This window comes from Streptomyces sp. ALI-76-A (genome assembly GCF_030287445.1).
Taxonomy (GTDB): Bacteria; Actinomycetota; Actinomycetes; order Streptomycetales; family Streptomycetaceae; genus Streptomyces.
Window position 1 is genome coordinate 4,879,233 of the sequence record NZ_JASVWB010000002.1, and the last position, 25,442, is coordinate 4,904,674.

Genomic DNA, 25,442 nt, shown 5'->3' on the forward strand with positions numbered 1-25,442 from the left:
GGGGAAGAGCGGGTAGGGCATGAGCGCGTTTGACGCACGGTCAGTTGTGCTGCCTGACAGAAGACGGACGATCGCGTACAACCCTGACGGGGGGAAGCGTGTCCAACTGGCGTGGCAGAGGTACTGGACTTCATCGCGGCCCCGCGCGGCTCGGCCCTACGGCCCCGCCCCGCGGCCCTACGACCCCGCATGCCCGGTGGCATGCCGGTGATCGCGCCCATGCCCGCGGCGCGGCCCGCCCGGATACCGAGCCAGCGTGACGGAGCCGAGTTCGCCGACGACGCGGTGGCGGCCGGGACCACCGTCGACCACCTCACCGAGACCTATCGCGCCCACTACCGCTCGCTCCTGGGCCTGGCGGCGCTGCTCCTCGACGACACCGCCTCCTGCGAGGACGTCGTCCAGGAGGCCTTCATCCGCGTCCACTCGGCGCGCAAACGGGTCCGTGACCCGGAGAAGACGCTGGCGTACCTGCGCCAGACGGTCGTCAACCTGTCCCGCTCGGCCCTGCGCCGCCGCATCCTCGGCCTGAAGCTGCTGTCCAAGCCGATGCCCGACATGGCGAGCGCCGAGGAGGGCGCGTACGACCAGCTGGAGCGGGACTCCCTGATCAAGGCGATGAAGGGCCTACAGCGCCGCCAGCGCGAGGTCCTGGTCCTGCGCTACTTCGCGGACATGACCGAGGCGCAGGTCGCCGAGACCCTCGGGATATCACTGGGCTCCGTCAAGGCGTACGGCTCGCGCGGCATCGCGGCTCTGCGGGTCGCGATGGAGGCGCCGGCATGAGCCGTGACCAGGACGGGCGGCGTCATCTGCACGTCCCCCATGAGCCCTACGCGGCGCGCGAGCCGGGGACGACCGAGCAACAGCCGAAGCAATCGCACACTGGGAACGGAACTGTGAACCACGGCCTCGACGACCAGAGCCCGACCGGGCTCGACTCGGACGAGCTGGCACTGCGCAACCTGCTGCACCAGGCGGTCCAGGAGGTCGAGCCGCGCGACGGCACGCTGGACCACCTGCGCAAGGCGGTCCCCGCGCGACGGGCACGCAAGCGGCAGGCCGTCGTCGGCATGGCCGCGGCCGCCCTCTTCATCGGCACCGCGATCCCGGCCCTGTGGCACGTCTCCGGCTCCCCCGGCCTGGGCGCCGACCCCTCCATCGCGGGGCACGGCTCGCAGGCGCAGGGCGGTGCCGGTGAGGGGAAGGGCCCGGACGGCGGTGAGAGCGCGCCCGGCGACGCCCCGGACAAGACCCGGGACAAGGAAGAGGCGGCGGAGCAGGAGGCCGAGAAGGACAAGGCCACGGGCAGCGGAACCGGCTCCAGCGGCGACTCCGACACACCGTCCACCAGCGCGGCGGGCACCCCGGTGTGCACGGCCGCCGAGATCGGCTCGCCCACCCAGGCCGTCAACGGCCCCGACTCCCTGGGCGCGGTCTACGGCACCTTCCGCTTCACCAACGTCTCGGGCGCGAGCTGTACGGTCAGCGGCCCCGGCACGGTCTCGCCGACCCCGCTGGGCGCGGCGGACGCCACCAAGATCAGTACGGTCCGGCACGTCGCCGGGGACGCGGCGACGGGCCTGCCCGACCCGTCCCTGGAGATGGCCTCCCTGCTGCTCGAGCCGGGTTCCTCGTACGAGGTGAAGTTCGCCTGGGTCCCCTCGGAGACCTGCCCCACGACCGGCGACAACTCCTCCGGCGACACCGGCAACCCGACCCCCGACCCCACGCCCACGGACGGCCCCACCCCGGACACCGGCACCACCACGGGCGGCGACACCACCGGCACGTCGCCGCAACTGCTGCCCGGGGAGGGCACGGCCGAGGGCAGTGTCACCGTGACCAACACGGCGGAGGGCGGCGCGCCGTCCGTCTCCGCGACGCTGACGAACGCGTGCGCCGGGACGGTGTACTGGACGGGCGTCCTGGCGGGGGCGTGACGGAGGCGTGCCTCGGGCGAGGGGGCAGGCGGCCGGTGCGTCTCGGGTGAGGGGGCAGGCGGCCGGGGCACGACCCATGCCGGCAGGCGCGGGCCACCCGATCGCCCCGGGTCTCAGCCCCGTCGGCAGGCGCCGGGCCGCATGACCACCGGGGCGCCAGTCCCGCCGTACCCGGCCCGGTGCACCGGGGCAGCAGTCCGCCTCACCTGGCCCCGGCGTCCGCCGTCACCGGCTCGTCCTCGGGGACCAGGCCCAGTTCCGCGTCGCGGGCGAACTCCACCTCGCGTCGCAGCAGCCGGAACCACATGAACACCACGAAGCCGGCGAAGACGAACCACTCACCGGTGTACCCGAGGTTCTGGAACGCCTTCAGATCCAGTCCGGTCCCCGCGGGCGCCGTCGCCGGCACGGCCGTCATCCCGGAGTCCGCCCGGCTCAGCGTGACCCACGCGTCGTACACGTCGTACGGCACCAGGTTCACCAGCGACGCCGCGCTGATCGCCGCGGTCTGCCCGGCCGGCAGGCCTCCCCGCGCGCTGACCCCGTTGTCCCCGGGCGTCTCGGACGCCTGTAGCGCACCGGCGACACTCACCTCACCGCTCGGCGGGGCGGGTGCCTTCGCCGGGTCGGGCGTGCCCGGCAGCCAGCCCCGGACGACGGGCAGCGCCTTGCCCGCGTCGGTACGCAGCAGGGTGAGGACGTAGTAACCCTTCCTGCCGTCCAGGTCGCGGTCCGGGACGAGCAGCTGCCGGTCGTAGCGCCCGGTCGCGGTGGCCAGTCGGCCGGAGGTCGCCTTGTCCACGGGCAGCAGCTCGCTCAGGGGGCGGGCGGCCTGCCGCTCGTTGGACGCGACCCGCGCGTCCGCGGTGCGCTGGTCCTGCATCCGGTCCTCGAAGCGGCTCAGCTGCCACGACCCCATGAAGACGCAGAAAGGGATGGCGAGCAGCACGAAGACGTTGATCCCCCACCAACGGGGCGTCAGCAGAAACCGGTACACGCCTTCCACGGTACGGGGCTCCCGCCCCCGGCCGGGCCGCGGGGTCGGTGCCGGCCGGGCGCTTATCCGCCGCTCGACGGGGCGGGGAAGGTGAGGAGACAGCGAGGGACCGGTCGAAGTTGTCCACAGGCTGGGGGCCTGGCCAGCGGACGGTCGGTCGGGACAGGCAGTATGGGGCCATGACTGAGAGCAAGGGGTCCGCCTCGCCCGGGCGGAACGAGGAGATGCCGGACTGGGAGAAGCGCTTCCGGGCGCCCCGGGTGTCACTGCCCGACTGGGCACAGGACGCGCCGGACCGCTCCCTGTTCGTGTCGAACGCGACAGGGACCTACGAGCTGTACGCATGGGACCGGGCGACCGGCGAGCAGCGCCAGGTGACCGACCGGCCGAACGGCACCACGGACGGCGTGCTCTCCCCGGACGGCGCGTGGGTGTGGTGGTTCGACGACAAGGACGGCGACGAGTTCGGCGTCTGGCGCCGCCAGCCCTTCGCCGGCGGAGCGGACGAACCGGCCGCACCGGGCCTGGAGGCCTCCTACCCGGCGGGCCTGGCCCTCGGCCGGGACGGCCGCACGGCGGTCGTGGGCCGCTCCACCGACGAGGACGGCACGACGATCCACCTGTGCCGCGTCGGCGAGGACCCGGTGGAGATCTACCGCCACCGGGAGTCCGCGGGCGTCGGCGACCTCTCCCACGACGGCTCCCTGATCGCCGTCGAGCACACCGAGCACGGCGACGCGATGCACTCCGCGCTGCGCGTCCTGCGTCCGGACGGCACACCGGTCGCCGACCTCGACGACACCAAGGGCGGCACGCAGGAGCTCGGCCTGGAGGTCCTCGGCTTCGCCCCGGTGGACGGCGACACCCGCCTGCTCATCGGGCATCAGCGGCGAGGCCGCTGGGAGCCGCTGGTGTGGAACGTGGCCACCGGCGAGGAGAGCGACCTCGACCTGGACCTGCCCGGTGACGTCGGCGCCGAGTGGTACCCGGACGGCACCGGCCTGCTGATCTCGCACAGCTTCGAGGCGCGCGGCGAACTCTTCCGGTACGACCTGGCGACCCGCGAACTGGTCAAGGTCCCCACCCCGCCGGGCGGGGTCTCCGGGGCGACGGCCCGCCCCGACGGCAGCGTGGAGTACCTATGGTCCTCGGCGGCCGAACCGCCGTCGGTCCGCTCGACGACCGGCGGGACCGTCCTGGACCCGCCCGGGATGAAGTCCCCGGGATCGGTGCCGGTGGAGGACGTGTGGGTGGAGGGCCCCGGCGGCCGCATCCACGCCCTGGTCCAGAGGCCGGCGGGCGCGACCGGCCCCCTGCCCACGGTCTTCGACATCCACGGCGGTCCCACCTGGCACGACAGCGACGCCTTCGCGGCCGGCCCGGCGGCCTGGGTCGACCACGGGTACGCGGTGGTCCGCGTCAACTACCGCGGCTCGACGGGATACGGCCGCGCCTGGACCGACGCCCTGAAGCACCGGGTCGGCCTGATCGAGCTGGAGGACATCGCGGCGGTCCGGGAGTGGGCGGTCACCTCGGGCCTGGCGGACCCCTCCCGCCTCGTCCTGACCGGCGGCTCCTGGGGCGGCTACCTCACCCTGCTCGGCCTGGGCACCCAGCCCGACGCGTGGACCGTGGGCATCGCGGCGGTCCCGGTCGCCGACTACGTCACGGCGTACCACGACGAGATGGAAGCCCTGAAGGCCATGGACCGCACCCTGCTGGGCGGCACCCCGGAGGAGGTCCCGGAGCGCTTCGAGGCGTCGTCCCCGCTGACCTACGTCGACCAGGTCAAGGCCCCCGTGTACATCTCGGCCGGCGTCAACGACCCCCGCTGCCCGATCCGCCAGGTCGACAACTACGTCAAGCGGCTGGAGGCGAGAGGAGCGGTGCACGAGGTGTACCGCTACGACGCCGGGCACGGCTCCCTGGTGGTGGACGAACGGATCAAGCAGGTGAGACTGGAACTGGACTTCGCGGCGCGGCACTTGGGGGGATGACGCCGGGCCCGTCCCGTGGCGGCGGGCCGAGCCGGGCGGTGGGCGGCCCAGCCGGGGGGCGGGAGAGCTTCCTGGGCCGTTCCCCCGTGTCCCACGTGCCGTGCGTGTCCCAGGTGCCGTGCGTGTCGCACCCGCCCTACGTGCCCGCCCGCTCCCGCCGGGCCCGCCGTCCCAGCAGCTCCGCCAGTCCCCGACGCGTGGCGGCCAGCACGACCCGGTCCGTGCCCCGCAGCACGTACGTGTCCGGCAGGTCCCACACCAGCCCCGAACCGCCCGCCCGCCGCACCTCCTCGTACGCCCCCGGGGCGGCCGACTCCTCCCGTCGGCCGCCGGGGACCCGCGTGTCCAGCGCCAGCACCCGCCAGGCACCCGCCCGGAACGCCTGCCCGACCGTCTTCCCCTCCAGCTGCGGATGCCCGCCCACCTCGACGGCCGCGAACAGCAGCACCCGCCGCTCGACCGGTATCGCCCCGAGGATCTGCCGCCCCATCATCGCCCCGGCGAACGCGGGCGCCGCCAGGTGCGACACACTCCGGCTCCGCGTGGACGCCCCCGGGTGCGCGGCCCGCAGGGTCCGGTACACGGCGGTCGCGAAGTCGTCGTCGTACAGCCGCAGCACGACACGCAGGTCGGGCCGTACGGATCGCGCGTACAGCACGGCCTCCAGATTCGTCGTGTCCGCGCTGGTCACCGCGAGCAGGGTCCGGGCGCGGTGGATCTTGGCGGCCTCCAGGACGCCCTCCTGGGTGACGTCGCCGAGCACCACCGGCACCCGCAGCCGCCGGGCCGTCGCGAGCCCGCGCGCCTCGGGGTCGGCCTCGACGCAGACCACGGGAATGTGCAGTTCACGCAGCCGCGTCAGCACACGCGTGCCGATCTTCCCGAGGCCGAGCAGGACGACGTGCCCGCCGAGCCCGCGCGGCGGCTTGCGCAGCGCGGACGCGCTCCGGAAGGTGCCCAGCGCCTCGAGCACGGCGGCCAGCAGCACCGGAAGCAGCAGTAACCCGACCAGACCGGAGAGGAGCTGAAGGATCTGCCGGCCCGTGGACTGTCCGAGGGCGGGGTCGTCGATGGCGAAGAGGTCGAGCAGCGTCAGATAGAAGGCACCCAGCGGATGCATGTCGGTGACCAGCCACAACGCCACCGCGAGCGCGACCACACACCCCACCAGTCCGGCCAGCGACCACCGCAGCCGCCGCGAGAACAGGGAGGCGAACGGCGGGACGATCCCGCGCCCGGCGGACAGCGCCGGACCGGAGTACGACACCTGCTCCAGCACGACGGTCCCGCGCCCGGTGGCGGCCCGTACCGCCGCCGCGTCCGGCAGCAGCCGCGGCCCCTGGTCCCCGCTGCTCTCCGAACCGTCCGCGCCTGCCGGGTCGTTGCTGGTCGCGGAGAGCAGGGCCAGCGTGGCCAGCCCGGGACCGGCCACCTCGCCGGGGCCCGGCGGCGGCCGTTCCACCGCGCGGAGCAGCAGTCCGTCGGTCTGGACGACCTTGCTGGTGCCGACGATCGCGGTGGCGGCCAGCGCGGGCGCGGCCGTGTCCGCGTCGGACAGGACGGTCGTGGAGGTGTCGAACACCGCGCCCGGCCCCGTCGGGTCGCCCGTCGCCAACGCCGCGGCCTGATCCAGGAGTTCCTCGATGTGCTGGCCCAACCGCCGGTTGTACAGCCGCAGGACGAGCCGCAGCCGGGGGTTGAGGCGGCGGGCGGTGAGGGCCGCGCGGATGTTGGTCTCGTCGTCGTCGTAGACCAGCGCGAGCGCCGCCGCCCGCTCCACGCCCGCCGCGGCGAGGACGGCCTCGGTCGGCTCGGTGGCCTCCAGTGTCCGCCCCCGGTCCCGGCCGCTCCCGAGCGGGTCCCCCGGGCCGGCGGCGGACGCGTCCGAAGTGCCGTTGCCCCCGGCCCGGTTGACAGCCGCGTTCACCACCCGGTCGAGCAGCGCGGACGCCGTGCGGGCCCGGCCGACAACCGGGGGCCGTACCCCGTGCTCGGCGGGCGGTACGACGAGCGTGACCTGCTCCCCGTACACCCCGCGCAGTTCGGCGGCCAGCCGGTGCGCGAGCCCGTCGTCGCCGCACACCACCATGGGCGCGGCCGGGTCACCCGGCGGACTCTGCTGCGGAAGGCTTGCCACGAGGGAAGAGACTGCCTCATCGGGACGGATGGTTCCAGCACGCATTCGTCGCGACGAACAGCATCACGACGAACAGCATCACGACGGACAGCATCACGACGGACATCATCGCGACGAAGACCGTCGCGACGAAGACCGTCGCGACGAAGACCGTCGCGACGAACGTCCTTGCGTGAACGTCCTTGCGTGAACGTCATGGTGAGCAACCTCGTTGTGACGAACGCCGGCGCGGCGAGACGCCGTCGCGATGAACGCCGGCGCCCTGCCCGCCGTATGCATGGGGAGGGAATCCAGCGCCCTTTCGCACCACCGGAGGTACCTCGGCCGTGGCCGTCACCAGAGCAGCCCCGAAGGACACCGGGGCGGACAGCAGTCCGGCGCCGGACACGCAGGGGCCGGGCGGCCAGGACACGGAGGGCACCCGGCGTCTCAGCTCCCCCCTCGCCCTCACCCTGGTGCTGCTTCTCATGGTGCTGGCGCAGGGACCGATCCGGCAGGCGCTGTCCGCGCCGGTGATGCAGAGCTGGACGACCGTGTTCGTCGCGGTCGTCGTACAGGCGCTGCCCTTCCTGGTGCTGGGGGTGCTGCTGTCGGCGGCGATCGCGGTGTTCGTCCCGCCGTCCTTCTTCGCCCGCGTGCTGCCGAAGCGGCCCGCCCTCGCGGTCCCCGTGGCGGGCGCGGCGGGCGCGGTGCTGCCGGGCTGCGAGTGTGCGTCCGTACCGGTGGCGGGGGCGCTGGTCCGGCGCGGTGTCGCCCCGGCCGCCGCGCTCACCTTCCTGCTGTCCGCCCCGGCGATCAACCCGATCGTGCTGACGGCGACCGCCGTCGCCTTCCCCGACGACCCCGGGATGGTCCTCGCCCGGTTCGTCGCGAGCCTGCTGGTGGCGTGTGCGATGGGCTGGCTGTGGCAGCGGCTCGGCAAGGCCGACTGGCTGCGCCCGCCGGCCCGCGCGGCCTACGACGGCCAGAGCAGGGGCGCCGCGTTCTGGGGCTCCGTCCGGCACGACGTGATGCACGCCGGGGGATTCCTGGTGGTGGGCGCGATGGCCGCGGCGACCCTCAAGGCGGTCGTCCCGGAGCAGTGGATGCAGGCCACGGCGGACCATCCGGTGCTGTCCGTGCTCGCGCTCGCGGTCCTCGCCGTGCTGCTGTCGATCTGCTCGGAGGCGGACGCGTTCGTGGCGGCCTCGCTGTCGCAGTTCTCGCTCACCGCGCGGCTGGCGTTCCTGGTCGTCGGCCCGATGGTCGACCTGAAGCTGTTCGCGATGCAGGCGGGCACCTTCGGCCGGGGCTTCGCCCTGCGCTTCGCCCCCGCCACCTTCGTCCTGGCCGTCGCCGTGTCGGTCCTGACCGGGGCGGTGCTCCTGTGAGCCGCCAGGCACAGGCCGCGGTCCTGTTCCTGCTCGGCGCGACCCTCCTGCACGCCGGCTTCACCGACTTGTACCTGCGGTACGTCAAGGCCGGCCTGCGCCCGCTGCTGCTGGCCTCCGGCGTCGTACTGATCGCGACGGCCCTAGCGACGGTGTGGTACGAGTGGCGGGCACCGAAGGAGGGCCACGGCCGCCGGGACGGGCACGCGGACGGCCAGGTCGATGACGCGGACGGGCACGCGGACGGCCAGGTCGATGACGCGGACGGGCACGCGGACGGCCAGGTCGATGACGCGGACGGGCACGCGGACGGCCAGGTCGATGACGCGGACGGCCACGAGGCAGGTCACCCGGACGGCCACGGGGACCCCGGCGACATCCACCCCCACCGCGAACCCCGCGTCTCCTGGCTCCTCGTCCTCCCCCTGCTCGCCCTGATCCTGGTCGCCCCGCCCGCCCTCGGCTCCTACAGCGCGCTGCGCACCGGTACGGCCCTCCAGCAGCCGTACGGGTACGCGGATCTCCCCGCCGACGGCACCCTGCGCCTCCACCTGGTCGACTACGCCGGCCGCGCGGTCTACGACCGAGGCCGGTCGCTGGAGGGCCGGCAGATCAAGGTCACCGGGTTCGTCGCCCTGGACCGCTCCGGCGCTCCCTACCTGGTCCGCATGGCCCTGAACTGCTGTGCCGCCGACGCCCAGCCGGTGAAGGTCGGCCTGACCGGCCGGATTCCCCCGGTCCTGCAACCGGACGCCTGGCTGGAGGTCACCGGCACCTACACCGCCCGCCGCAGCAAGGATCCGGTGAACGACGGCCCGATCCCGTACCTCGATGTCACGGGCGCCCGGCCGGTCCCGGCGCCGGCCGACCCGTACGACGAAACCCTCGACAACTGACGACTGCCCGTCACACCGGCGCCGTCGCCAGCTGTTCGAGGGCGGCGGCCTCCCGGCTGCCCGCCCGCGCGCTGAACACATGCATGACCAGGCCGCTCTCGCCGGGCGCGGCCGGGACGTGCAGGGTCTCGTAGTCGAGGTCGAGCAGCCCGGCGGCGCGGTGCCGCAGCCGTTTGCGCCCGGCCGCGCACATCACCACCTCGCCGGAGTCCCAGATCCGCCGGAAGTCGCCGCTGTCGGCGGCCAACCGGGCGATGAGTGCGGCCAGTTCGGTGTCGGCGGGGTAGCGGGCCGCGGCCACCCGCAGCTGGCCCACGGCCTCCGCCGCCCGCTCCTCCCACTCCGGGTGGAGGGCACGGGAGGCCGGGTCGAGGAAGAGGAACCGGGCGTTGTTGCGGTCCCGGCGGCCCGGATCCGCGAGTCCGCCCATCAGTTCGGCGCCCAGGCCGTTCCAGGCGACCACGTCGAGACGGTGGTCCGTGACGAAGGCGGGCAGCCCGGCCATGGCCTCCAGCGCGCGCAGGAGCACGGGTCCCACCCGGAGCCTGGGCGTCGGCTCGGGCCTGCCCGAGGCGAGGGTGTCCAGGTGCCGGCGCTCCGCCGGGTCGAGGCCGAGCACCCGGGCGAGCGCGTCGAGGACCTCGGGGGAGGGCTGGGTGGCCCGGCCCTGTTCCAGCCGTACGTAATAGTCGACGCTGATCCCGGCGAGCTGGGCCAACTCCTCGCGGCGCAGCCCGCGTACCCGTCGGCGGCCCCCGCCGGTCAGCCCCACGCGCTCCGGCGCGACCCGCTCGCGACGCGCGCGCAGAAAGCCGCCGAGCGCCTTGCCGTCCCCCAAGCCGCGCACCCCGTCCATGCGTTCCAGTATGCGGGGCCGGCCGGTGTGGCCCGGGCGCTCGTCCGCCGTGCGCGGCCGGTCCGTCCTGCTCCGGTGCTTGTCCGCCGTGCGGGACCGGCCGGTGTGGCCCGGGTGCCTGTCCGCTGTGCGGGCCGCTCCGTCCTGCCGCAGTGCCTGTCCGCCGGTCCACACCGCCTGGCGAGTCCGCCGGTCGACACCGCCTGGCGTGTCCGCCGGTCCACGCCGCCCGGGCCTTTCCGCCGGCGAGACCCGTCCGCCCTGCCCGCGTTCCTGGTCCTCGCGGTACCAGGAACCCCGGTCCGCCGGTTCCACAGGGTTCTGGATCGCGACGGGCGCCCGGGAGAACGTGACGGCATGACGGAAACCACCGAGCAGGGCAGGAAGATCCTCGTCGTCTCCGCCCACCCCGAACCCCGTTCCCTCAACGCCTCCCTGACCGCCTTCGCGGTCGACCACCTCCGCGCGGCCGGGCACGAGGTCCGCGTCTCGGACCTCTACGCGATGAAGTGGAAGGCGACGCTGGACGCCGACGACTTCCCGGACCACACCCCGGAGCGCCGGCTGCACGTGATGGACGTCTCCGAGGAGGCCACCCTCGCCGGCCACCTGTCCCCGGACGTCGCGGCCGAGCAGGAGAGAGTCCGCTGGTCGGACGCGGTGATCATGCAGTTCCCGCTCTGGTGGTTCTCGGCCCCGGCGATCCTGAAGGGCTGGATCGACCGCGTCTTCACCAGCGGCTTCGCGTACGGTCCGGCCGTCCCGCCACCCTACGGCGAGAGCGCGCCGCTGGCCGGCCGGCGGGCCCTGCTGTCGGTGACGTACGGCGCCCGCGCGGACTCCTTCTCCCCCGACGGCGTCCACGGCGACCTGGCGCACATCCTGCACCCGCTCCAGCACGGCCTGTTCCGCTTCACCGGCATGGCCCCACTGGAACCGTTCACGGTGTCCGGGGCGAACGCCCTCGCGGCGGAACGCTTCACCGAGGCGCGGACGGCGTACGCCCGCCGCCTGGACGCCCTGTTCACGTCCGCTCCGGTGCCGCTCGACGCGCCGATACGGAGCTGACCGTCGCGCGGCCGGCGGATCGTGCCGTCAGTCCTCGCCGGCCCCGTCGTCCTCGTCCTCGTCCTTCTCGGAGCCCTTGGACCCCTCCCGCCTCTCCGGCTCCCCCGTCTGCTCCTTCCCCGTCTGTTCCTCCGCCGTCTGCTCCTCTCGCGTGGCCGTCGCGACGGCCGTGGTCGGGGACGGAACGGGTACGCCGGCCAGGGGCGCGGCCTCGGACGGGGCGGCACTCGGCGTCGCCGCGGGACTCGTGACGGGGGCCGTCGTCCCCGGGGTGCTGTCGCCGGGGCTGTCGGCGGTACTGCGGCCGGGCGCGAACCACAGCATCCCGGCGACCATCGCGGCCAGGAACACCACCACGCCGGCGGCCATCCAGCCCACTCCGGGCCGTCGGGCGGCGGTTCCCCGTCCCGGACCCCGAGAGCGCCGGGCCGCACGCGGACGGGGCGCCCGTCCGGTCGCGGAGGGCAGCGCGTACGTCGTCGGGGGCCCGGTCTCCGGCGGGAACACCGGCGCGGGGGCGGCTGCCGCGGACACGGCCGGTGCCCAGGCCTGTGCCCGTACCGGGGCGGGCGCCCGCCCCGGTACGGATACCGGTTCCGGCAGCGGCTCGGAGCGGCCCTGCCACGCTCCGCCGCCGAACCACTCGGCGACCTGCTGGGCGGCCGGCCGGTCCTCGGGCCGCTTGGCGAGCAGTCCGAGCAGGTAGTTCTCGAAGGCGGGCGGAATCCGGGCGCCGAGCTGCCGGGGTGGCACGGGGGCGGAGTCGAGGTGCTGGTGCAGGATCGCCATGGCGCTGTCGGCCCTGAACGGCGGGCGTCCGGTGAGGAGTTGGTACAGGACACAGCCGAGGGCGTACACGTCGCTGGCCGGTCCCGCGGCCTTCCCGAGGGCCCGCTCGGGCGCGAGATAGAGGCTGGTGCCGACGATCTGTCCGGTCGTGGTGAGCGCGCCGGACGGGTCGTCGATGAAGCGAGCGATGCCGAAGTCGCCGATCTTCAGGGTGCCGTCGGGGTCCAGCAGCAGGTTGGCGGGCTTGATGTCGCGGTGCACGATGCCCTGCTGGTGGGCCGCGGCGAGCCCGGCGGCGGCCTGGGTGGCGATCCGGGCCACCTGGTCGGCGGGGAGCGGCCCGGCCGTGGTGAGCCGGTGGGCCAGGCTGTCGCCCTCGACCAGTTCCATCACCAGGAAGAGCCGGCCGTCGTACTCGCCGAAGTCGTACACCCCCACCACGTACGGGTGGTTGAGCCGCCCCGCGGTCTGGGCCTCCAGCCGGAAGCGGGAGGTCGCCGTGGGGTCGGAGTCGTGGGGCAGGAGGAGCTTGACGGCCACCGTCCTGCCGAGCGTCTCGTCGAGGGCCCGCCAGACCTCCCCCATCGCCCCGCGACCGATCGGATCCTGCAGCCGGTACCGGCCCGCTATGAGCACCTGTTCGTCATCCTCATGCCGTAAGACGTGTCGATGGCCGCCGGCCGGACTCACCGCGTGGCGCGGGGTGAAACCGTGGGGGGTGCCGCAGCCGACCCAGCCTACCGGCTGCCGCGAACCCCCGACGACCGCTGACCACTGGCTCTCTGACGGAGCGTCAGGTATGGTCGCCCCGCCGTGCCGCTTCGAAGGGGTGAGTGCGATGGAGACAGGCCGGACGCGTCCCCCGTGCCCGCGACCGACGGGCAGCCCCCGCTGGGTCGCGCTGTTCTACCGGCCGGAGACGGCCTCCTGGCAGGTGGCCGCCCAGGCGCCCGACCGCTCGCCGGTCCTGTACGCGCTCGGCGAGATGACCCAGACCCTGCGGGCCCGCGGCGAGGAGGCGACCGTCGCGCTGTGGGGCCCCGAGGAAGAGGACTGGCACCGCTACGACGTCTCGGCCCCCGAGCCGACACCGACCGCACGACAGGCAGCACCCGCGCCGACACCGACCGCACGACAGGCGGCCCCCGCGCCGACACCGACCGCACCGCAGGCGGTACCCGCCCCCGCGTCGACCGCGCCCCAGGAGACCTCCGCCGCCGCCAGGGAGCCCAGCGGGCTCGTGGAGCGCATGCGCGACCGCCGGCACCAGGCGCTCCTGGCGGGCCTGAGCAAGGCCGGCCTCTACGACCTCGCACCGGACGACGTGGCCGCCGTACAGACCGTGGTCGACCGGCTCGACGAGGCGACCGTCCGCACCCTCGCCCACTGGCTCGCCACCGCAGCGGCGCGCTGAGGCGCGCTGAGGCGCCGGTCGGGCTCGACCCGCCCCGTCGCGCTCTCGGCTCTGAACGGCGGGCGCCTGGTGAGGAGTTGGTACAGGACACAGCCGAGGGCGTACACGTCGCCGGCCGGTCCCGCGGTCTTCCCGAGGGCCCGCTCGGGCGCGAGACAGAGGCTGGTGCCGACGATCTGTCCGATCGTGGTGAGCGCGCCGGACGGGTCGTCGCTGAAGCGGGCGATGCCGAAGTCGCCGGTCTTCAGGGTGCCGTCGGGGTCCAGCACCCGGCGTCGGCGTCGGCGTGGACGCGCGGGGCGGCGGGGCGTGGCCGCCGACGACGACACGGCGCCGCACGGCAGCACCCGCCACCGTCCCGGAGCGGCGGGCCGACCGGCCCCGCCGGACACGCGAACGCCCGACCGCTGGCGACGGGGGATGCACCAGCGATCGGGCTATGGCCAAGACTAACAACGCCGTATGTCCGGCGGGAGCCGACTGCTGATCGGTGGTGATGAGTTGTGATCGGGATCACGTGGGGCGGGGCGGCCGCACGGGTCCGCGTCACTGGTCGCACGGGGGGTCGTACGAGAGGCGGGGCAGGTACTCGTGCCACTTCTCCGGCGTCAGGACGCCCCGTGTGGTCGAGCAGATGCGGTCGACGGCGTCCTCGACGTCCAGGTTCCACAGCCGTACGGTGTCGGCGCCGCTCGACACCCCGAGCATCTGGCTCTTCGGGCTGAACGCCAGGAAGTTGCCCGTCTTGGCGTTGGGGCTCATCGACTGCCCGATGGGCGCGGCGTCGGCGGGGTGGGACACGTCCCACAGCCGGACCGTGTTGTCGTTGCCGCCGCTGGCCAGCCTGCGCCCGTCCCGGCTGAACGTCAGCGACACGACCGCCTCGGTGTGGCCGGTGAGCGGCTCGCCCAGCCCGCTCGCGTCGCGGGAGTCGGTGACGTCCCAGAGGCGGACCGTGTCGTCGTCGCTGCCGCTGGCCAGCGTCCGGCCGTCCGGGCTGAAGGCGAGCGAGTTGACGGGGCCGAGGTGCCCGGTCAGCGGGCCGCCCAGGCCGGTGACGTGCCGGCGGTCGGTCATGTCCCACAGCCGGATGCCGCCGTCCGCGCTGCCGCTGGCGAGGGTCCTGCCGTCGCGGCTGAACACCAGGGCGTTGACGTAACCCCTGTGGCCGGTGAGCGGCGTGCCGAGCGGAACGACGCGGGACGGGTCGCCGACGTCCCACAAGTGGAGGGTGCGGTCGTCGTAGGCCGTGGCCAGCGTCCGGCCGTCCGGGCTGAAGGCCAGCGCGTCGGGGCCCATGAACCGGGTCCGCAGTTCGATGGGCGGCCCGTGGGACACCGGCCGGGCCGGGTCGGTGACGTCCCACAGGTACACGGCCCGGGTTCCGCCGAGGACCGCGAGGGTGCGGCCGTCGGGGGAGAACACCAGCGAACGCTGGCCGCTGTCGCCGGGCGTGAAGGGCGCGCCCAGCGACACGGGCCGGGCCGGCCGCTGGACGTTCCACAACCGGACCCGTCCGTCACGCGCGGCCGTGGCGAGCACCTTCCCGTCCGGCCGGAACGCCCCGATGCGGCCGACCATGTCGGACGTCGGGATCGCCCACAGGCGCACCTTGCTGTCGCCGCTGCCGGTGGCCAGCGTCCTGCCGTCAGGGCTGAAGCCGACGGCGTACATCTCGCCGCTGCTGCCCGCGAGCGGCTCGCCGACCTGCGACGGATAGGCCGGATCGCTCACGTTCCACAGGCTCGCCGTGCTGTCCGCGCTGCCGGCGGCGAGCAGGTTCCCGCGAGGGCTGAAGGCCACCGACCACACGGGTCCGGTGTGTCCGGTGAGCGGCGCGCCGAGCTGAGCGGCCCGGCGGGGGTCGGACACCTTCCACAGCCGGACGGTGTCGTCCTCGCTGCCGCTGGCGAGGGTGTTTCCGTCGGGCCTGAAGGCCACGGAGTGCACGAGGGCGGTGTGCCCGGTCAGCACGGTGTCGACCGGCCGCGGATCCCGTGGATCGGCCGTGTCCCACAGCCGGATGGTGGTGTCGTCGCCCCCGGCGGCCAGCGTCCGCCCGTCGGGGCTGAAGGCCACGGCACGCACGGCCGCGGTGTGCCCGGTCAGTGCCTCCAGCGGGGCGGGCTCGCGCGGATCGCGCACGTCCCACAGACGTACGGTCCGGTCCTCGCCGGCGGACGCCAGCGTGCGCCCGTCCGGACTGAACGCGACCAGGTAGATCGTGCCCCGGTGACCGGTCAGGGGCGCGCCCAGCGGGCGCGGACGGCCCGGGTCCCGTACGTCCCACAGCCGGACGGTGCCGTCGTCCGCGGCACTGGCGAGGGTGGTGCCGTCGGGGCTGAAGACCGCGCTGCTCACCCAGCTCGTGTGGCCGGTCAGGGGCTTGCCCAGGGCTTTGGGGCGGCCCGGGTCCGCCACGTCCCACAGCCGGACGGTCCGGTCGTAGCTGGCGGTGGCGAGGACCTCGCGGTCCGGGCCGAACGAGGTGAGGTAGACGGCACCGGTGTGGCCGAGCAGAGGCGTGGCCAGCGGGGCGTTCACGATCGAGAGCAGCCGGTTGGTGGTGCCCTCGTCGTCCGGCCGCAGCCGGTGGGCCACCAGGTCGAGCTGGGCGGACAGCGACGGGTCGGTGTACTGGACACGATCGGCCTCGGCGACCACCTGTTCGAACACGGCGTCGTTGCGCTGCTGCCAGGCGACCACCGCCGAACCGACGGCCACCACCGCCAGCACCACCAGCGCCGCCACCGCGCCGCGGCTGAGCCACACGGTCCGCCTGCGCAGCCTGACCGAGGCGGCCAGGAAGTCCACCGCGCCGCGGGTCAGGAACGGGTCGCCGGCGGACTTCACCCAGATGTGCGCCTGTTCCAGCCGGGAACCCCGGTAGAGCAGCGACGTGTCGCGGTTCGAGCCCTCCCAGGCGCGGACGTCCTCCTCCAGCCGCTGGCGCAGCAGGTTGCCGTGGCGGTCCTCCTCGATCCAGTCGCGCAGCCGGGGCCAGGCGTGCAGCAGGGCCTCGTGGGTGATCTCGACGGTCTCCGCGTCGAGCGTCACCAGCCGGGCGCGCACCAGCGCCTCCAGCGACTCCTCCGTCTTGGCCGGGTCCGTCGACTCCTCCGCCAGCCGCCGCCGCGTTGCCCGCCGCCGGGTGGCCTGGGTGTCCTCACCCAGCCGGACCAGCCGCAGCAGCAGCAGCCGCGCGGCGGTCCGGGCGGCCGGATCCAGCCCCGACCAGGCCCGCTCGGCGGTCGCCGCCACCGCGCCCTGGATCCCGCCCGCCGCCCGGTACCCGGCCAGCGTCAGCCGTCCCGCCTTGCGGCGCTGCCAGGTGGCGAGCAGGGCGTGCGAGAGCAGCGGCAGCGCGCCCGCGTCGTGCGCCCCGCGCGGCCCGTCGGCGCTCACCTCGCGCACGATCAGTTCCGCGAGTCCCGGTTCCAGCTCCAGCCCCACCGCCTTGGCCGGCCCGGTCACCGCTTCCCGCAGCTCCGCGGTGGTGAGGGGCCCGAGCACCATGGGCCGGTGCTGGAGCGCGTCGGCCAGCTCGGGATACCCGAGGCACCGCTCGTAGAAGTCGGCCCGGATCCCGAGGACGACCAGGACGGGGGCCGTAGCGCCCGGACCGGCGGGAGTGGACGCGGCGTGCAGCACCTGGATGAAGGCGCGCCGCTCGGCCTCGTCGGCACAGAGGGTGAACGCCTCCTCGAACTGGTCGACGATGACGACGGGACGCGCCCCGGACGGTGACTCACGCCGCGCCCATGCGGCGAGGGCCCCGTGCACGGCGTCGGTGAAGCCCGCGTTCCCCTGCGCGCCGTCGAAGCCGGTGGTCCCCCGGGCGCCGAAGCCGACGGCCTCGTACACACCGGGGGCGGCGGCCTCGTGCACACCGGAGCCGGGCTCGGTACCGGAGTCCGCACCCGCGCCGGAGTTGGCCTGCGCACGGGAGCCGGTGTCCGTGTCGGAGTTGGCCCGCGCACCCGAGCCGGTGTCCGTGCCGACGCCGACGCCGACGCCGAGGCCGGCGAGCTCCGGTATGCGCCGGGTCAGCTCCTTCAGCGGATCGGCGCCCGGGACGAGTTGCAGGACCGGGGTGCCCCGTCCGTTCCCCTCACCGAGCGCCCCGTCGCGCACCGCGGGCACCAGCCCGGCGTTCAGCAGGGACGACTTCCCCGCCCCGGAGGCGCCCACCAGCATGACGAGACCACCGGCCGGCTCGGTCGCGCGCAACCGGGCGACCAGGGCGTCCGTGCTCCGTTCCCGCCCGAAGAACCATCGGGCGTCCTGCTGCCGGTAGGAGGCCAGCCCCCGGTACGGGCACACACCCCCGGCGACGCCGGAACCGTCCGCCCGGGTCCGCGGCTCCTCTCCGCCGTCCGTCTCGGGGGCGGCGGCACGCTCCCCGACCGGGCCGGCGACCGCCCGCTCCCACAGCCACTGCCACTGGGCGAGGTCGTAGAGTCCGGGGGACACCGGCGTGGGCCGCTCACGCCGGGCCTGGGGGATGAGGACGTGCAGCACCGCCGCGAGAGCGGCGAACTGGGCCGGTACGTTCTTGGCCCGCCGCCAGTCACTGATCCGCTGCGCCGACACCCGTACGGTCCGCCCCCGCTCGTCGACCCGTCGCAGCCGGACGACCGCTTCGGCGACGCTCTTGAGGGGAGGGTTGCCGGCCTCCCTGTACAGCAGCGCGAGACGTTCCGCGAAGGCCGTGCGTGCCCCTGAGTCGGAACTCAAGGTCTCCACCCCTTACTTCCCTCGCGTGGAACGTCCGGACCGGAAAACTCACTTTATATGCCTGACCTGCGGCTACGGCTCCGGACGGAGTCCGGAACCTCCCCGTGGGCGGTCGCGGATGGCAGGATCACGCCGCAGCAGCGCAGCAACCGGACGTCACAGCGCGGCAACCGGACGTCACCATGCCAGGCCACCAGCTCAGCGCTCGGAGGGGCACCTCATGACGCCGTACGTTCTCGGCCAGCTTCCGCCGATGCCACAGCACCACGACACCGACGCCACCGTCTGAGCCCCGGCGGTCCCATAGCCGCGGGGCTTCCGAGGAGTACGTGGGGATCCTCGGCGGATTCGTGAGAATCCACCGCGGCCCGTGCGGATCCGACCATGAGTGGAGGGATCCGGAGAGGACCGCGGCGCCGCGGCCCCGGCGAGGGCGCCGCACCCGCCGCCCCACCCCCACGGACCCGCTCCCGCCCCGGCCCACGCCCCCGGCGCGGACCACCCCAGCCCGCACCGTCCGGTACCGGTCCCCACGAGGGGAGGGACCGGTGCCGGACGTCGCGGTATCACCTGCTCTCACCGCGGAACGGCCGGTCACGCCGACCGGGGTGAAAGATCACCACTAGACCAACCGTCCAATCGCCGAGCCCCTGGTCCGGCGCATCTTCCAGACCGCCATCGAGGAGCACGTCGCCGACGAACGTACGGGGTACGGCCTTCCTCGCCCTCACGTGCTGGGCATCATGACGGGAACGTCGACGTAGCGTGACGGCTCTGGGCGATCGGCGCGGTGGAAAACTCCTTGTGCCCGAAGGAGCGGATCTGGAAGATCACTGGGGTATTCCGACCGGATTCGGATTCGGATCCAGGTTCTGATTCTGATTCCGCAAAAAGAGGGGGGCCATGTACGACAGACATCGCGCCGCGTCTGTGGCGTCGGGCGCCGTCGCGCTCGTGTTCACACTCGGTGCGCTCCCTGGCGCCGCCTACGCGGCCGGCCAGGGGCACGGAGTCCGGGCCCAGGAGACGTCACTGAGCCGTGAGGGCTACTGGCCCTTGGAGAACGCGCCAGGCGGAACCGCTCCCAACGTGGAGCCCGAGGGGTTGCCGCTGACCTTGAACGGTGACGCGTGGATCTACCACAACGAGGACATCTTCGGAGACCCCGCACTGGTGGATCAGGGCGATCTCCGGCTCGACGGCGACGCCGACTGGGCTGCGACCTCCGCGGCACCGGTCGACGGGGACGGAAGCTTCACCCTCGCCGCCCGTGCCCGCCTGGCCGCCGCCGACGACAGGACCCACACCGTCCTGTCACTCCCGGGCTCCGACGCCGACCGCCTCGCGATCCGGTACCAGGCGGCGACCGGGAAGTGGGAAGTCGTGGTGTCCACCAAGGACAAGGCGAACGCCCCGCAGGTGGTCATCACCGAGGAGCAGGATCTGCCCGATGACGATCCCCACGGTGTGGGCGACCACTTGGCCGCGGTCTTCGACGCCCCCGCTCGCGAACTTCGTTTCTATGTGAACGGCCAGCTGGCCACCACGTCGACTGCCGTGGACACGACCTCGTGGACGGCCTCAGGCGGTCTCCAGGTGGGCCGCTCGGCGATCCACGACGAGTACTTCCAGGGCACCGTCGACGAGGTACGCGCCTACTCGGGCGCCGCGACTCCGACCATGATCAGCCAGATGGCCTCCCTGACGGGAGCCCCCGACCTCTGAGCACCGGACGGGTCGGCCACATCCATCGGCCGTGAAACCCACCGGTCACGCCCGAGCCCCCGCACGCGACACATCGGCGTACGGGGGCTCGCCCACGCGTCCTCAGTGGTCGCCGCCGTTCGGACTCATGGGCAGCCCTCACCGACGGCATCTCCAGACGAACCCGAAACGCACGTCACGCGGTCACGCAAGCACCAACGCCAGAGGGCCCTCACCTACCCGGTGAGGGCCCTCTGACCTGCTACTAAGCTGTCGGGGTGGCGGGATTTGAACCCACGACCTCTTCGTCCCGAACGAAGCGCGCTGCCAAGCTGCGCTACACCCCGATTGTCGCTGCTCGTCGCGGCGACGTCGTTTACTTTAGCCCACCGGTGGCCGGAGACGAAATCCGGTTTAGCCGCAGTGGCGGGTGGGGTTCGGGCGGGCGTGGTCGAGGGCCACGAGGAGGACGGCGAGGGCGTAGAAGGCGAGGCCGAGGAACAGGGCGTTGCCCAGGACGCTCTTGTAGCCGTGGTGGTCCACGTCCAGGAACGGGTAGAGGTAGCGGGCCTGGGTCCCGGACGGGAGCAGCTCGCCGCGGGTCAGGGAGAAGACCAGGTAGGCCACCGGGTAGAGAAGCCAGGGGACTGCCCGGCGGAGGCGCAGGGCACCGGGGGCGGTGAGGAGCAGCCAGTCCAGCAAGGCCGCCGCGGGGACCACCGTATGCAGGAGCTGGTTCGAGAGTGCGTGCCAGCCCGTGGGGGCCGTGGCCGCCTCGCCGGTCATCGAGAACGGGCTCGCCTCGTTGGCCAGGAGCAGGTGGTGCACCAGGCCCGTGATCGTGACGTAGAGCAGGGCGGCGCCCGTCACGGCGGACGGCAGCGGGCGACGGGCGCTCCAGGCCCTCCGAGCCGAGAAGAGCATGACCAGCGCCAGCAGGATGCTGCTCTGGGTCGTGAAGTGGCTCAGGGCCGTGGCCGGGCTGCCGAGGAGCAGGTCGATCGTCACGCCGGCGGTCGCCGTCAGGGCGACCAGCAGGCGGTACGAGGCGGTCCGGGGGCGGCGTACAGGGGGCACCACCGCCGTGGCGGGGACGGGGGAGGGCCACTGCGTCGGCATGCCCGGGATGGCGGGCAGGTCCGGCATGTCCCTGGGTATCGGGGCGGTCATGCCCTCACGCTAGGGAAATCCGACAAAGGGGGCGATGCGGGTGGGCTGTACGGGTGAGAGGGGGTAGGCGGGTGGGTTGCATCCCGCCCCCACCAACCCGCTACTCCCACAACCCCCTACTCCCGCCCCACCAGCGTCAGCAACGTCACCTCCGGCGGGCAGGCGAACCGTACCGGTGTGTACCGGTTGGTGCCGCAGCCCGCCGAGACGTGCAGGTATGCCGTACGGCCCGCCGCCGTGTGCCTGGACAGGCCCTTCACCCGGTCCGTGTCCAGGTCGCAGTTGGTGACGAACGCGCCGTAGAACGGCAGGCACAGCTGACCGCCGTGGGTGTGGCCGGCCAGGATCAGCGGGTAGGCGTCCGCGGTGAAGGCGTCCAGGACGCGGAGGTAGGGGGCGTGGACGACGCCCATCGAGAAGTCGGCGCCGTCCGACGGGCCACCGGCCACCTCCGGGTAGCGGTCCCGCTTGATGTGCGGGTCGTCCAGGCCGGTCAGCTCGACGGACACGCCCTCGACCTTCAGCGTGCCCCGCGTGTTCGTCAGGTTCAGCCAGCCCGCGGCGTCGAAGCCGTCCCGCAGGTCCTCCCACGGGTTGTGGACGGCGTTGACGGCGGGCGCGTTGCCGTTCAGGCCGTGGCGGCCCTGGGCCTTCTCGAACAGGTACCGGGCGGGGTTGCGGAGCTTGGGGCCGTAGTAGTCGTTGGAGCCGAAGACGTACGCCCCCGGGAACTCCAGCAGCGGGCCGAGCGCGTCCAGGACCTCAGGGACGCCCTCCGGGTCGGAGAGGTTGTCCCCGGTGTTGATCACGAAGTCGGGGCGCAGGCCGGCCAGCGAGCGCAGCCAGCGCTGCTTCTTGCGCTGCCCGCCGACCATGTGGATGTCGGACACCTGGAGCACACGCAGGGGGCGCATACCGGAGGGGAGGACGGGGACCGTCACTCGTCGGAGGCGGAAGGAGCGGGCCTCGAAACCCGCCGCGTACACCAGACCGGCGGCGCCGGCCGCCGCAAGGGACAGAGGTACTCCGTATCGCGCGCGCATGCGTCCATCGTGTCAGACCTCGCGGGGCCCCATCGTCCGCCGCCCCTTTAATCGGCGGGCGTCCGCACTCCCAGACCTGCGACAATCACAGGCATGACCACGCTCAAGTCGAAGCTGCAGGAAGACCTCAACGCCGCGATCAAGGGGCGCGACGAGCTCCGCTCCTCGACGCTGCGGCTGACGCTCGCCGCGATCACCAAGGAGGAGGTCGCGGGCAAGACGAAGCGCGAGCTCTCCGACGACGAGGTGCAGAAGGTGATCACCCGCGAGGCGAAGAAGCGCCGTGAGGCGGCCGAGGCCTTCGCGCAGGGTGGTCGCGCCGAGAGCGCCGAGCGCGAGAAGGCGGAGGGCGAGGTGCTCGCCGCGTACCTGCCCCAGCAGCTCAGCGACGAGGAGCTGCACCAGATCGTCGCGCAGGCGGTCGAGGAGGCGAAGGCGGCGGGCGCCGAGGGGCCGCGGGCCATGGGTGCGGTCATGAAGATCGTGAACCCGAAGGTGGCCGGCCAGGCCGAGGGCGGCCGCGTCGCCGCCGTGGTCAAGAAGCTTCTCGCGGGCTGAGCACCGGAGCCCAGGCGGCGGTACGGCGATGGGGCGCCCCCTCTTCAAGAGGGGGCGCCCCATCGCGTACCGCCTGGAGCCGTGGCCGTGGCGTCGGGCTACGGCCAGTTGCCTCCGTTGTTGTTGCCGTTGTTCCCGCCGTTGTCGTTGCCCTGGATCCAGCCCTCAGGGATGGAGAACGTGGGGTCCGGGACGGCGCCGCCGTCCGTGCCGCCGTTGGTCAGGAGGCCGGTGAGGCCGTTCTCGTCACCGTTGCCACCGTCGTCATCGTCTTCGTTGCCGTTCCCATTCCCGTTGCCGTTCCCATTCCCATTCCCGTTCCCGTTGCCGTTCCCGTCGCCATCACCGTCCTCGTCGCCGCGGTCGGGTTCGGGGTCCGGGAGGTCGACGAGGTTGAAGCTCTCCACGCTCTTGCCCTCCAGGGCGCCGGTCATGGCGTCCCGCCAGATCGGGCCGGGGGTGTCACCGCCGTAGACCTGGGCGTGGTAGACGCCGCCGATGGTGATGTTGGTCATCTTGACCTTCTGGGTGGCGCTGCCGACCCAGACGGCGCCCGACAGGTTCGGCGTGTAGCCGACGAACCAGGCGTTCTTCCGCTCGTCCGTCGTACCCGTCTTACCGGCGCTCTCGCGGCCCGACAGACCGGCCTGCTGGCCCGTACCGGAGTCGACCACGCCGCGCAGCAGCGTGTTGACGGTGTCCGCGGTCTTCTCGCTCATCGCGCGCGAGCAGGTCGACTTGGGCACCTCCAGCGACTTCTGCTGGTCAGCCACCTTCTGGGTGATTGACTGGATGGCGACCGGCGTGCAGTACATGCCGCGGGAGGCGAAGGCGGCGTATGCGCTCGCCATCGTCAGCGGGGACAGGCCCACCGAGCCGAGCGCTATGGCGGGCCGCTCCGGGAGCTTGGTGCCGTTGCCCTGGAGCACGTGCAGGTTGTCGGTCATCTTCACCACGGGGCACAGACCGATGTCGGAGATCATCTGCACGAAGTAGGTGTTGACCGACTTGGCCATCGCCTCCTCCAGCCGGTACGGACCGACCTCCGACTCCGCCTCGTTCTCGACCTTGTCGTTGCCCTGGTTGGTCCAGGGCTTGCCGCTGCACGTCTGGACCGGGCTCGGGTACTCCATGTCGTACGGCGACGAGTACTCCTGCGTCGGCGGCCGGCCCTCCTCCAGCGCGGCCGCCGCCACGAACGGCTTGAACGTCGAACCCGTCGGGAAGCCGAAGTTGGAGCCGCCCATGGCCGCGTCGACCGAGAAGTTGTACTCGGTCTCGTTCTTGCCGTAGCCGTACGGCTTCGACTGGCCCATCGCGAGGACCTTGCCGGTGCCCGGTTCGACCAGCGTGGACGCGGCGGCCACCTTGTCGCTCTTGTTGACGTGGTCCTTGAGCGACTCCTGGACCGACGCCTGCGACTGCGGGTCGAGCGTCGTACGAATGGTCAGGCCGCCCTGGTTCCAGAGCTTCGCCCGCGCCTCCTTGGTCTTGCCGAAGACGGGGTCGCTGCGGAAGATCCTCTCGACGTACTTGCAGAAGAAGCTGGCGCCCTGGACGGCCGTGATGCAGCCGTTCCTGGGCTGCTTGACCTTGAGGCCGAGCGGCTGCTTCATCGCCTCGGCGGCCTCGGCCCGGGACACGTCACCGACCTCGGCCATGCGCTGCAGCACGGTGTTGCGCCGCTTGGTGGCCTCGGCCTCGTCGTTGACCGGGTCGTAGCGGCTGGGCGACTGGACGATGCCCGCGAGGAGCGCCGACTCCTGGAGGTTCAGGTCCTTGGCGTGCTTGGAGAAGTAGCGCTGGGCGGCGGCCTCGACGCCGTACGCCTGCTGGCCGAAGAACGTGATGTTCAGGTAGTTCTCGAGGATCTTCTTCTTGCCGAGCTCCTCCTCGACCTGGATCGCGTACTTCAGCTCCTTGATCTTGCGGCCGAGGGTCTGCTGGGTGGCCTGCGCGACCTTCGTCGGGTCGTCACCGGCCTCCTCGACGAAGACGTTCTTCACGTACTGCTGCGTGAGCGTGGACGCGCCCTCCGCGACACCGCCGCTCTGCGCGTTCTTGTTGAGGGCGCGCAGCACGCCCTTCAGGTCGATCGCGCCGTGCTGGTAGAAGCGCGAGTCCTCGATCGCGACGATCGCCTTCTGCATGTACGGCGAGACGTTCTTGAGGCCGACCACCGTGCGGTCACGCGAGTACACCGTGGCGATCTGGCCGCCGTCGGCGTCGAGGATGGTGGTGCGCTGACTCAGCGGCGGTGTCTTCAAGTTGGCCGGGAGCTCGTCGAAGCTCTCCACCGACCCCTTGGCCGCGAGACCGAGCGCGCCGGCCGCCGGCAGCGCGATGCCGGCCATCACGGCTCCCGCGAGCACACTGACACCGAGAAACTTGGCTGCCTGCTGTGTGGAGGACAGGCCACCGCCCGAGCGCTTTTTTGGCATAGGGGCAGCCTACGTTCTCATTCGCCGGACACGCGTGAATGCCTTGGCCTAAGCTGCTCTCAACTGTCACAGCTGTAGGGCTACGTATCAATACGTCCGGAGACCCCGAATCGTTCCGGAGGTTCCCCAACTTTTTTGGTGGGGACGTGTCCGAATCCGCCTCGTGTGTCACCTGGCGCCCGTTGTGACACCACACAACTGTCCCGGTTTGTCGGGATAGTCACGTATGTCGCCAGCTCACTCCCCCGGGTGATCTGCCGCTTACCCATAGTCCGTTCGGGCCATTCAAGATTGGGCCCGAAGGGGGTGTTGCGCTGTGCCC

17 protein-coding genes, 1 tRNA gene and 1 pseudogene are annotated in these 25,442 nt (G+C 72.9%); 9 read left to right on the forward strand and 10 right to left on the reverse strand.

Annotation, left to right across the window (positions count from 1 at the left end):
* Positions 1-111: 111 nt before the first annotated feature.
* Both QQS16_RS22825 and QQS16_RS22830 read left to right on the forward strand, forming a co-directional pair.
* A complete protein-coding gene (locus QQS16_RS22825) occupies positions 112-786 on the forward strand; it encodes a SigE family RNA polymerase sigma factor (protein ID WP_286063691.1) in 675 nt (224 codons plus the stop codon).
* Positions 783-1,943, forward strand: a complete 1,161-nt coding sequence (locus QQS16_RS22830; RefSeq protein WP_286063692.1) for a hypothetical protein — start codon at positions 783-785, stop codon at positions 1,941-1,943. Before QQS16_RS22825 ends, QQS16_RS22830 begins: the two co-directional genes overlap by 4 nt.
* A gap of 202 nt (positions 1,944-2,145) precedes the next feature.
* Here QQS16_RS22830 and QQS16_RS22835 read toward each other — a convergent pair whose 3' ends face one another.
* Positions 2,146-2,940 carry an SURF1 family protein gene (locus QQS16_RS22835; protein WP_286063693.1) on the reverse strand — a complete coding sequence of 265 codons (795 nt, stop codon included), beginning with the start codon at positions 2,938-2,940 and terminating at the stop codon, positions 2,146-2,148.
* Between the two features lie 179 nt (positions 2,941-3,119).
* Here QQS16_RS22835 and QQS16_RS22840 point away from each other — a divergent pair, with 179 nt between their 5' ends.
* Positions 3,120-4,937 (forward strand): S9 family peptidase, encoded by a 1,818-nt coding sequence (locus QQS16_RS22840; RefSeq protein WP_286063694.1) that lies wholly within the window; start codon positions 3,120-3,122, stop codon positions 4,935-4,937.
* A 136-nt stretch (positions 4,938-5,073) separates the two neighbouring features.
* Here the strand turns inward: QQS16_RS22840 and QQS16_RS22845 are convergent, their stop codons facing one another.
* Entirely contained in the window at positions 5,074-7,026 is a 1,953-nt protein-coding gene (locus tag QQS16_RS22845; RefSeq protein ID WP_286066420.1) for a potassium channel family protein, read from the reverse strand.
* Positions 7,027-7,400: 374 nt separating this feature from the next.
* Here QQS16_RS22845 and QQS16_RS22850 point away from each other — a divergent pair, with 374 nt between their 5' ends.
* Together QQS16_RS22850 and QQS16_RS22855 are read left to right on the forward strand one after the other, a co-directional pair.
* Positions 7,401-8,444, forward strand: a complete 1,044-nt coding sequence (locus QQS16_RS22850) for a permease (protein WP_286063695.1) — start codon at positions 7,401-7,403, stop codon at positions 8,442-8,444.
* Positions 8,441-9,340: a TIGR03943 family putative permease subunit gene (locus QQS16_RS22855; RefSeq protein ID WP_286063696.1), complete on the forward strand. Its 900-nt coding sequence runs from the start codon at positions 8,441-8,443 to the stop codon at positions 9,338-9,340. Before QQS16_RS22850 ends, QQS16_RS22855 begins: the two co-directional genes overlap by 4 nt.
* Before the next feature lie 10 nt (positions 9,341-9,350).
* Here the strand turns inward: QQS16_RS22855 and QQS16_RS22860 are convergent, their stop codons facing one another.
* Positions 9,351-10,196 carry a helix-turn-helix transcriptional regulator gene (locus QQS16_RS22860; protein WP_286063697.1) on the reverse strand — a complete coding sequence of 282 codons (846 nt, stop codon included), beginning with the start codon at positions 10,194-10,196 and terminating at the stop codon, positions 9,351-9,353.
* Positions 10,197-10,553: 357 nt separating this feature from the next.
* Here QQS16_RS22860 and QQS16_RS22865 point away from each other — a divergent pair, with 357 nt between their 5' ends.
* Positions 10,554-11,264, forward strand: coding sequence for an NAD(P)H-dependent oxidoreductase (locus tag QQS16_RS22865; protein ID WP_286063698.1), 711 nt, complete (start codon positions 10,554-10,556; stop codon positions 11,262-11,264).
* A 27-nt stretch (positions 11,265-11,291) separates the two neighbouring features.
* On the opposite strand, the gene QQS16_RS22870 is transcribed toward QQS16_RS22865, so the two are convergent.
* Positions 11,292-12,689, reverse strand: a complete 1,398-nt coding sequence (locus tag QQS16_RS22870; protein WP_286063699.1) for a serine/threonine-protein kinase — start codon at positions 12,687-12,689, stop codon at positions 11,292-11,294.
* A 202-nt stretch (positions 12,690-12,891) separates the two neighbouring features.
* Between QQS16_RS22870 and QQS16_RS22875 the strand changes: the two genes are divergently transcribed.
* Complete coding sequence (locus tag QQS16_RS22875) at positions 12,892-13,467, forward strand: hypothetical protein (RefSeq protein WP_286063700.1); 576 nt, start codon at positions 12,892-12,894, stop codon at positions 13,465-13,467.
* Between the two features lie 2 nt (positions 13,468-13,469).
* Here QQS16_RS22875 and QQS16_RS22880 read toward each other — a convergent pair.
* Both QQS16_RS22880 and QQS16_RS22885 read right to left on the reverse strand, forming a co-directional pair.
* A pseudogene (locus tag QQS16_RS22880) lies at positions 13,470-13,736 on the reverse strand (protein kinase domain-containing protein); the annotation flags it as partial.
* 277 nt (positions 13,737-14,013) lie between these two features.
* Positions 14,014-18,213: an nSTAND1 domain-containing NTPase gene (locus tag QQS16_RS22885; RefSeq protein WP_286063701.1), complete on the reverse strand. Its 4,200-nt coding sequence runs from the start codon at positions 18,211-18,213 to the stop codon at positions 14,014-14,016.
* Positions 18,214-19,107: 894 nt separating this feature from the next.
* On the opposite strand from QQS16_RS22885, the gene QQS16_RS22890 reads away from it, so the two are divergent.
* Entirely contained in the window at positions 19,108-19,929 is an 822-nt protein-coding gene (locus QQS16_RS22890; protein WP_286063702.1) for a LamG domain-containing protein, read from the forward strand.
* Positions 19,930-20,181: 252 nt separating this feature from the next.
* On the opposite strand, the gene QQS16_RS22895 is transcribed toward QQS16_RS22890, so the two are convergent.
* From QQS16_RS22895 to QQS16_RS22905, 3 genes are all read right to left on the reverse strand, one after another.
* Positions 20,182-20,255 (reverse strand) — tRNA-Pro (locus tag QQS16_RS22895).
* Positions 20,256-20,322: 67 nt separating this feature from the next.
* Positions 20,323-21,078: a Pr6Pr family membrane protein gene (locus QQS16_RS22900; protein WP_286063703.1), complete on the reverse strand. Its 756-nt coding sequence runs from the start codon at positions 21,076-21,078 to the stop codon at positions 20,323-20,325.
* Between the two features lie 116 nt (positions 21,079-21,194).
* The gene (locus tag QQS16_RS22905) at positions 21,195-22,121 is read right to left on the reverse strand and encodes a metallophosphoesterase (RefSeq protein WP_286063704.1); all 927 of its coding nucleotides are present in this window, start codon (positions 22,119-22,121) and stop codon (positions 21,195-21,197) included.
* 93 nt (positions 22,122-22,214) lie between these two features.
* On the opposite strand from QQS16_RS22905, the gene QQS16_RS22910 reads away from it, so the two are divergent.
* A complete protein-coding gene (locus tag QQS16_RS22910) occupies positions 22,215-22,679 on the forward strand; it encodes a GatB/YqeY domain-containing protein (RefSeq protein ID WP_286063705.1) in 465 nt (154 codons plus the stop codon).
* A gap of 98 nt (positions 22,680-22,777) precedes the next feature.
* On the opposite strand, the gene QQS16_RS22915 is transcribed toward QQS16_RS22910, so the two are convergent.
* Positions 22,778-25,120 (reverse strand): transglycosylase domain-containing protein, encoded by a 2,343-nt coding sequence (locus tag QQS16_RS22915; protein ID WP_286063706.1) that lies wholly within the window; start codon positions 25,118-25,120, stop codon positions 22,778-22,780.
* Between the last annotated feature and the right edge of the window lie 322 nt (positions 25,121-25,442).

Coding starts and splice junctions, on each gene's coding strand:
- QQS16_RS22890 (WP_286063702.1), top strand. CDS start 19,108: ATGTACGACAGACATCGCGCCGCGTCTGTGGCGTCGGGCGCCGTCGCG.
- QQS16_RS22860 (WP_286063697.1), bottom strand. CDS start 10,196: ATGGACGGGGTGCGCGGCTTGGGGGACGGCAAGGCGCTCGGCGGCTTT.
- QQS16_RS22875 (WP_286063700.1), top strand. CDS start 12,892: ATGGAGACAGGCCGGACGCGTCCCCCGTGCCCGCGACCGACGGGCAGC.
- QQS16_RS22905 (WP_286063704.1), bottom strand. CDS start 22,121: ATGCGCGCGCGATACGGAGTACCTCTGTCCCTTGCGGCGGCCGGCGCC.
- QQS16_RS22915 (WP_286063706.1), bottom strand. CDS start 25,120: ATGCCAAAAAAGCGCTCGGGCGGTGGCCTGTCCTCCACACAGCAGGCA.
- QQS16_RS22910 (WP_286063705.1), top strand. CDS start 22,215: ATGACCACGCTCAAGTCGAAGCTGCAGGAAGACCTCAACGCCGCGATC.
- QQS16_RS22865 (WP_286063698.1), top strand. CDS start 10,554: ATGACGGAAACCACCGAGCAGGGCAGGAAGATCCTCGTCGTCTCCGCC.
- QQS16_RS22830 (WP_286063692.1), top strand. CDS start 783: ATGAGCCGTGACCAGGACGGGCGGCGTCATCTGCACGTCCCCCATGAG.
- QQS16_RS22845 (WP_286066420.1), bottom strand. CDS start 7,026: ATGGTGGTGTGCGGCGACGACGGGCTCGCGCACCGGCTGGCCGCCGAA.
- QQS16_RS22900 (WP_286063703.1), bottom strand. CDS start 21,078: ATGACCGCCCCGATACCCAGGGACATGCCGGACCTGCCCGCCATCCCG.
- QQS16_RS22840 (WP_286063694.1), top strand. CDS start 3,120: ATGACTGAGAGCAAGGGGTCCGCCTCGCCCGGGCGGAACGAGGAGATG.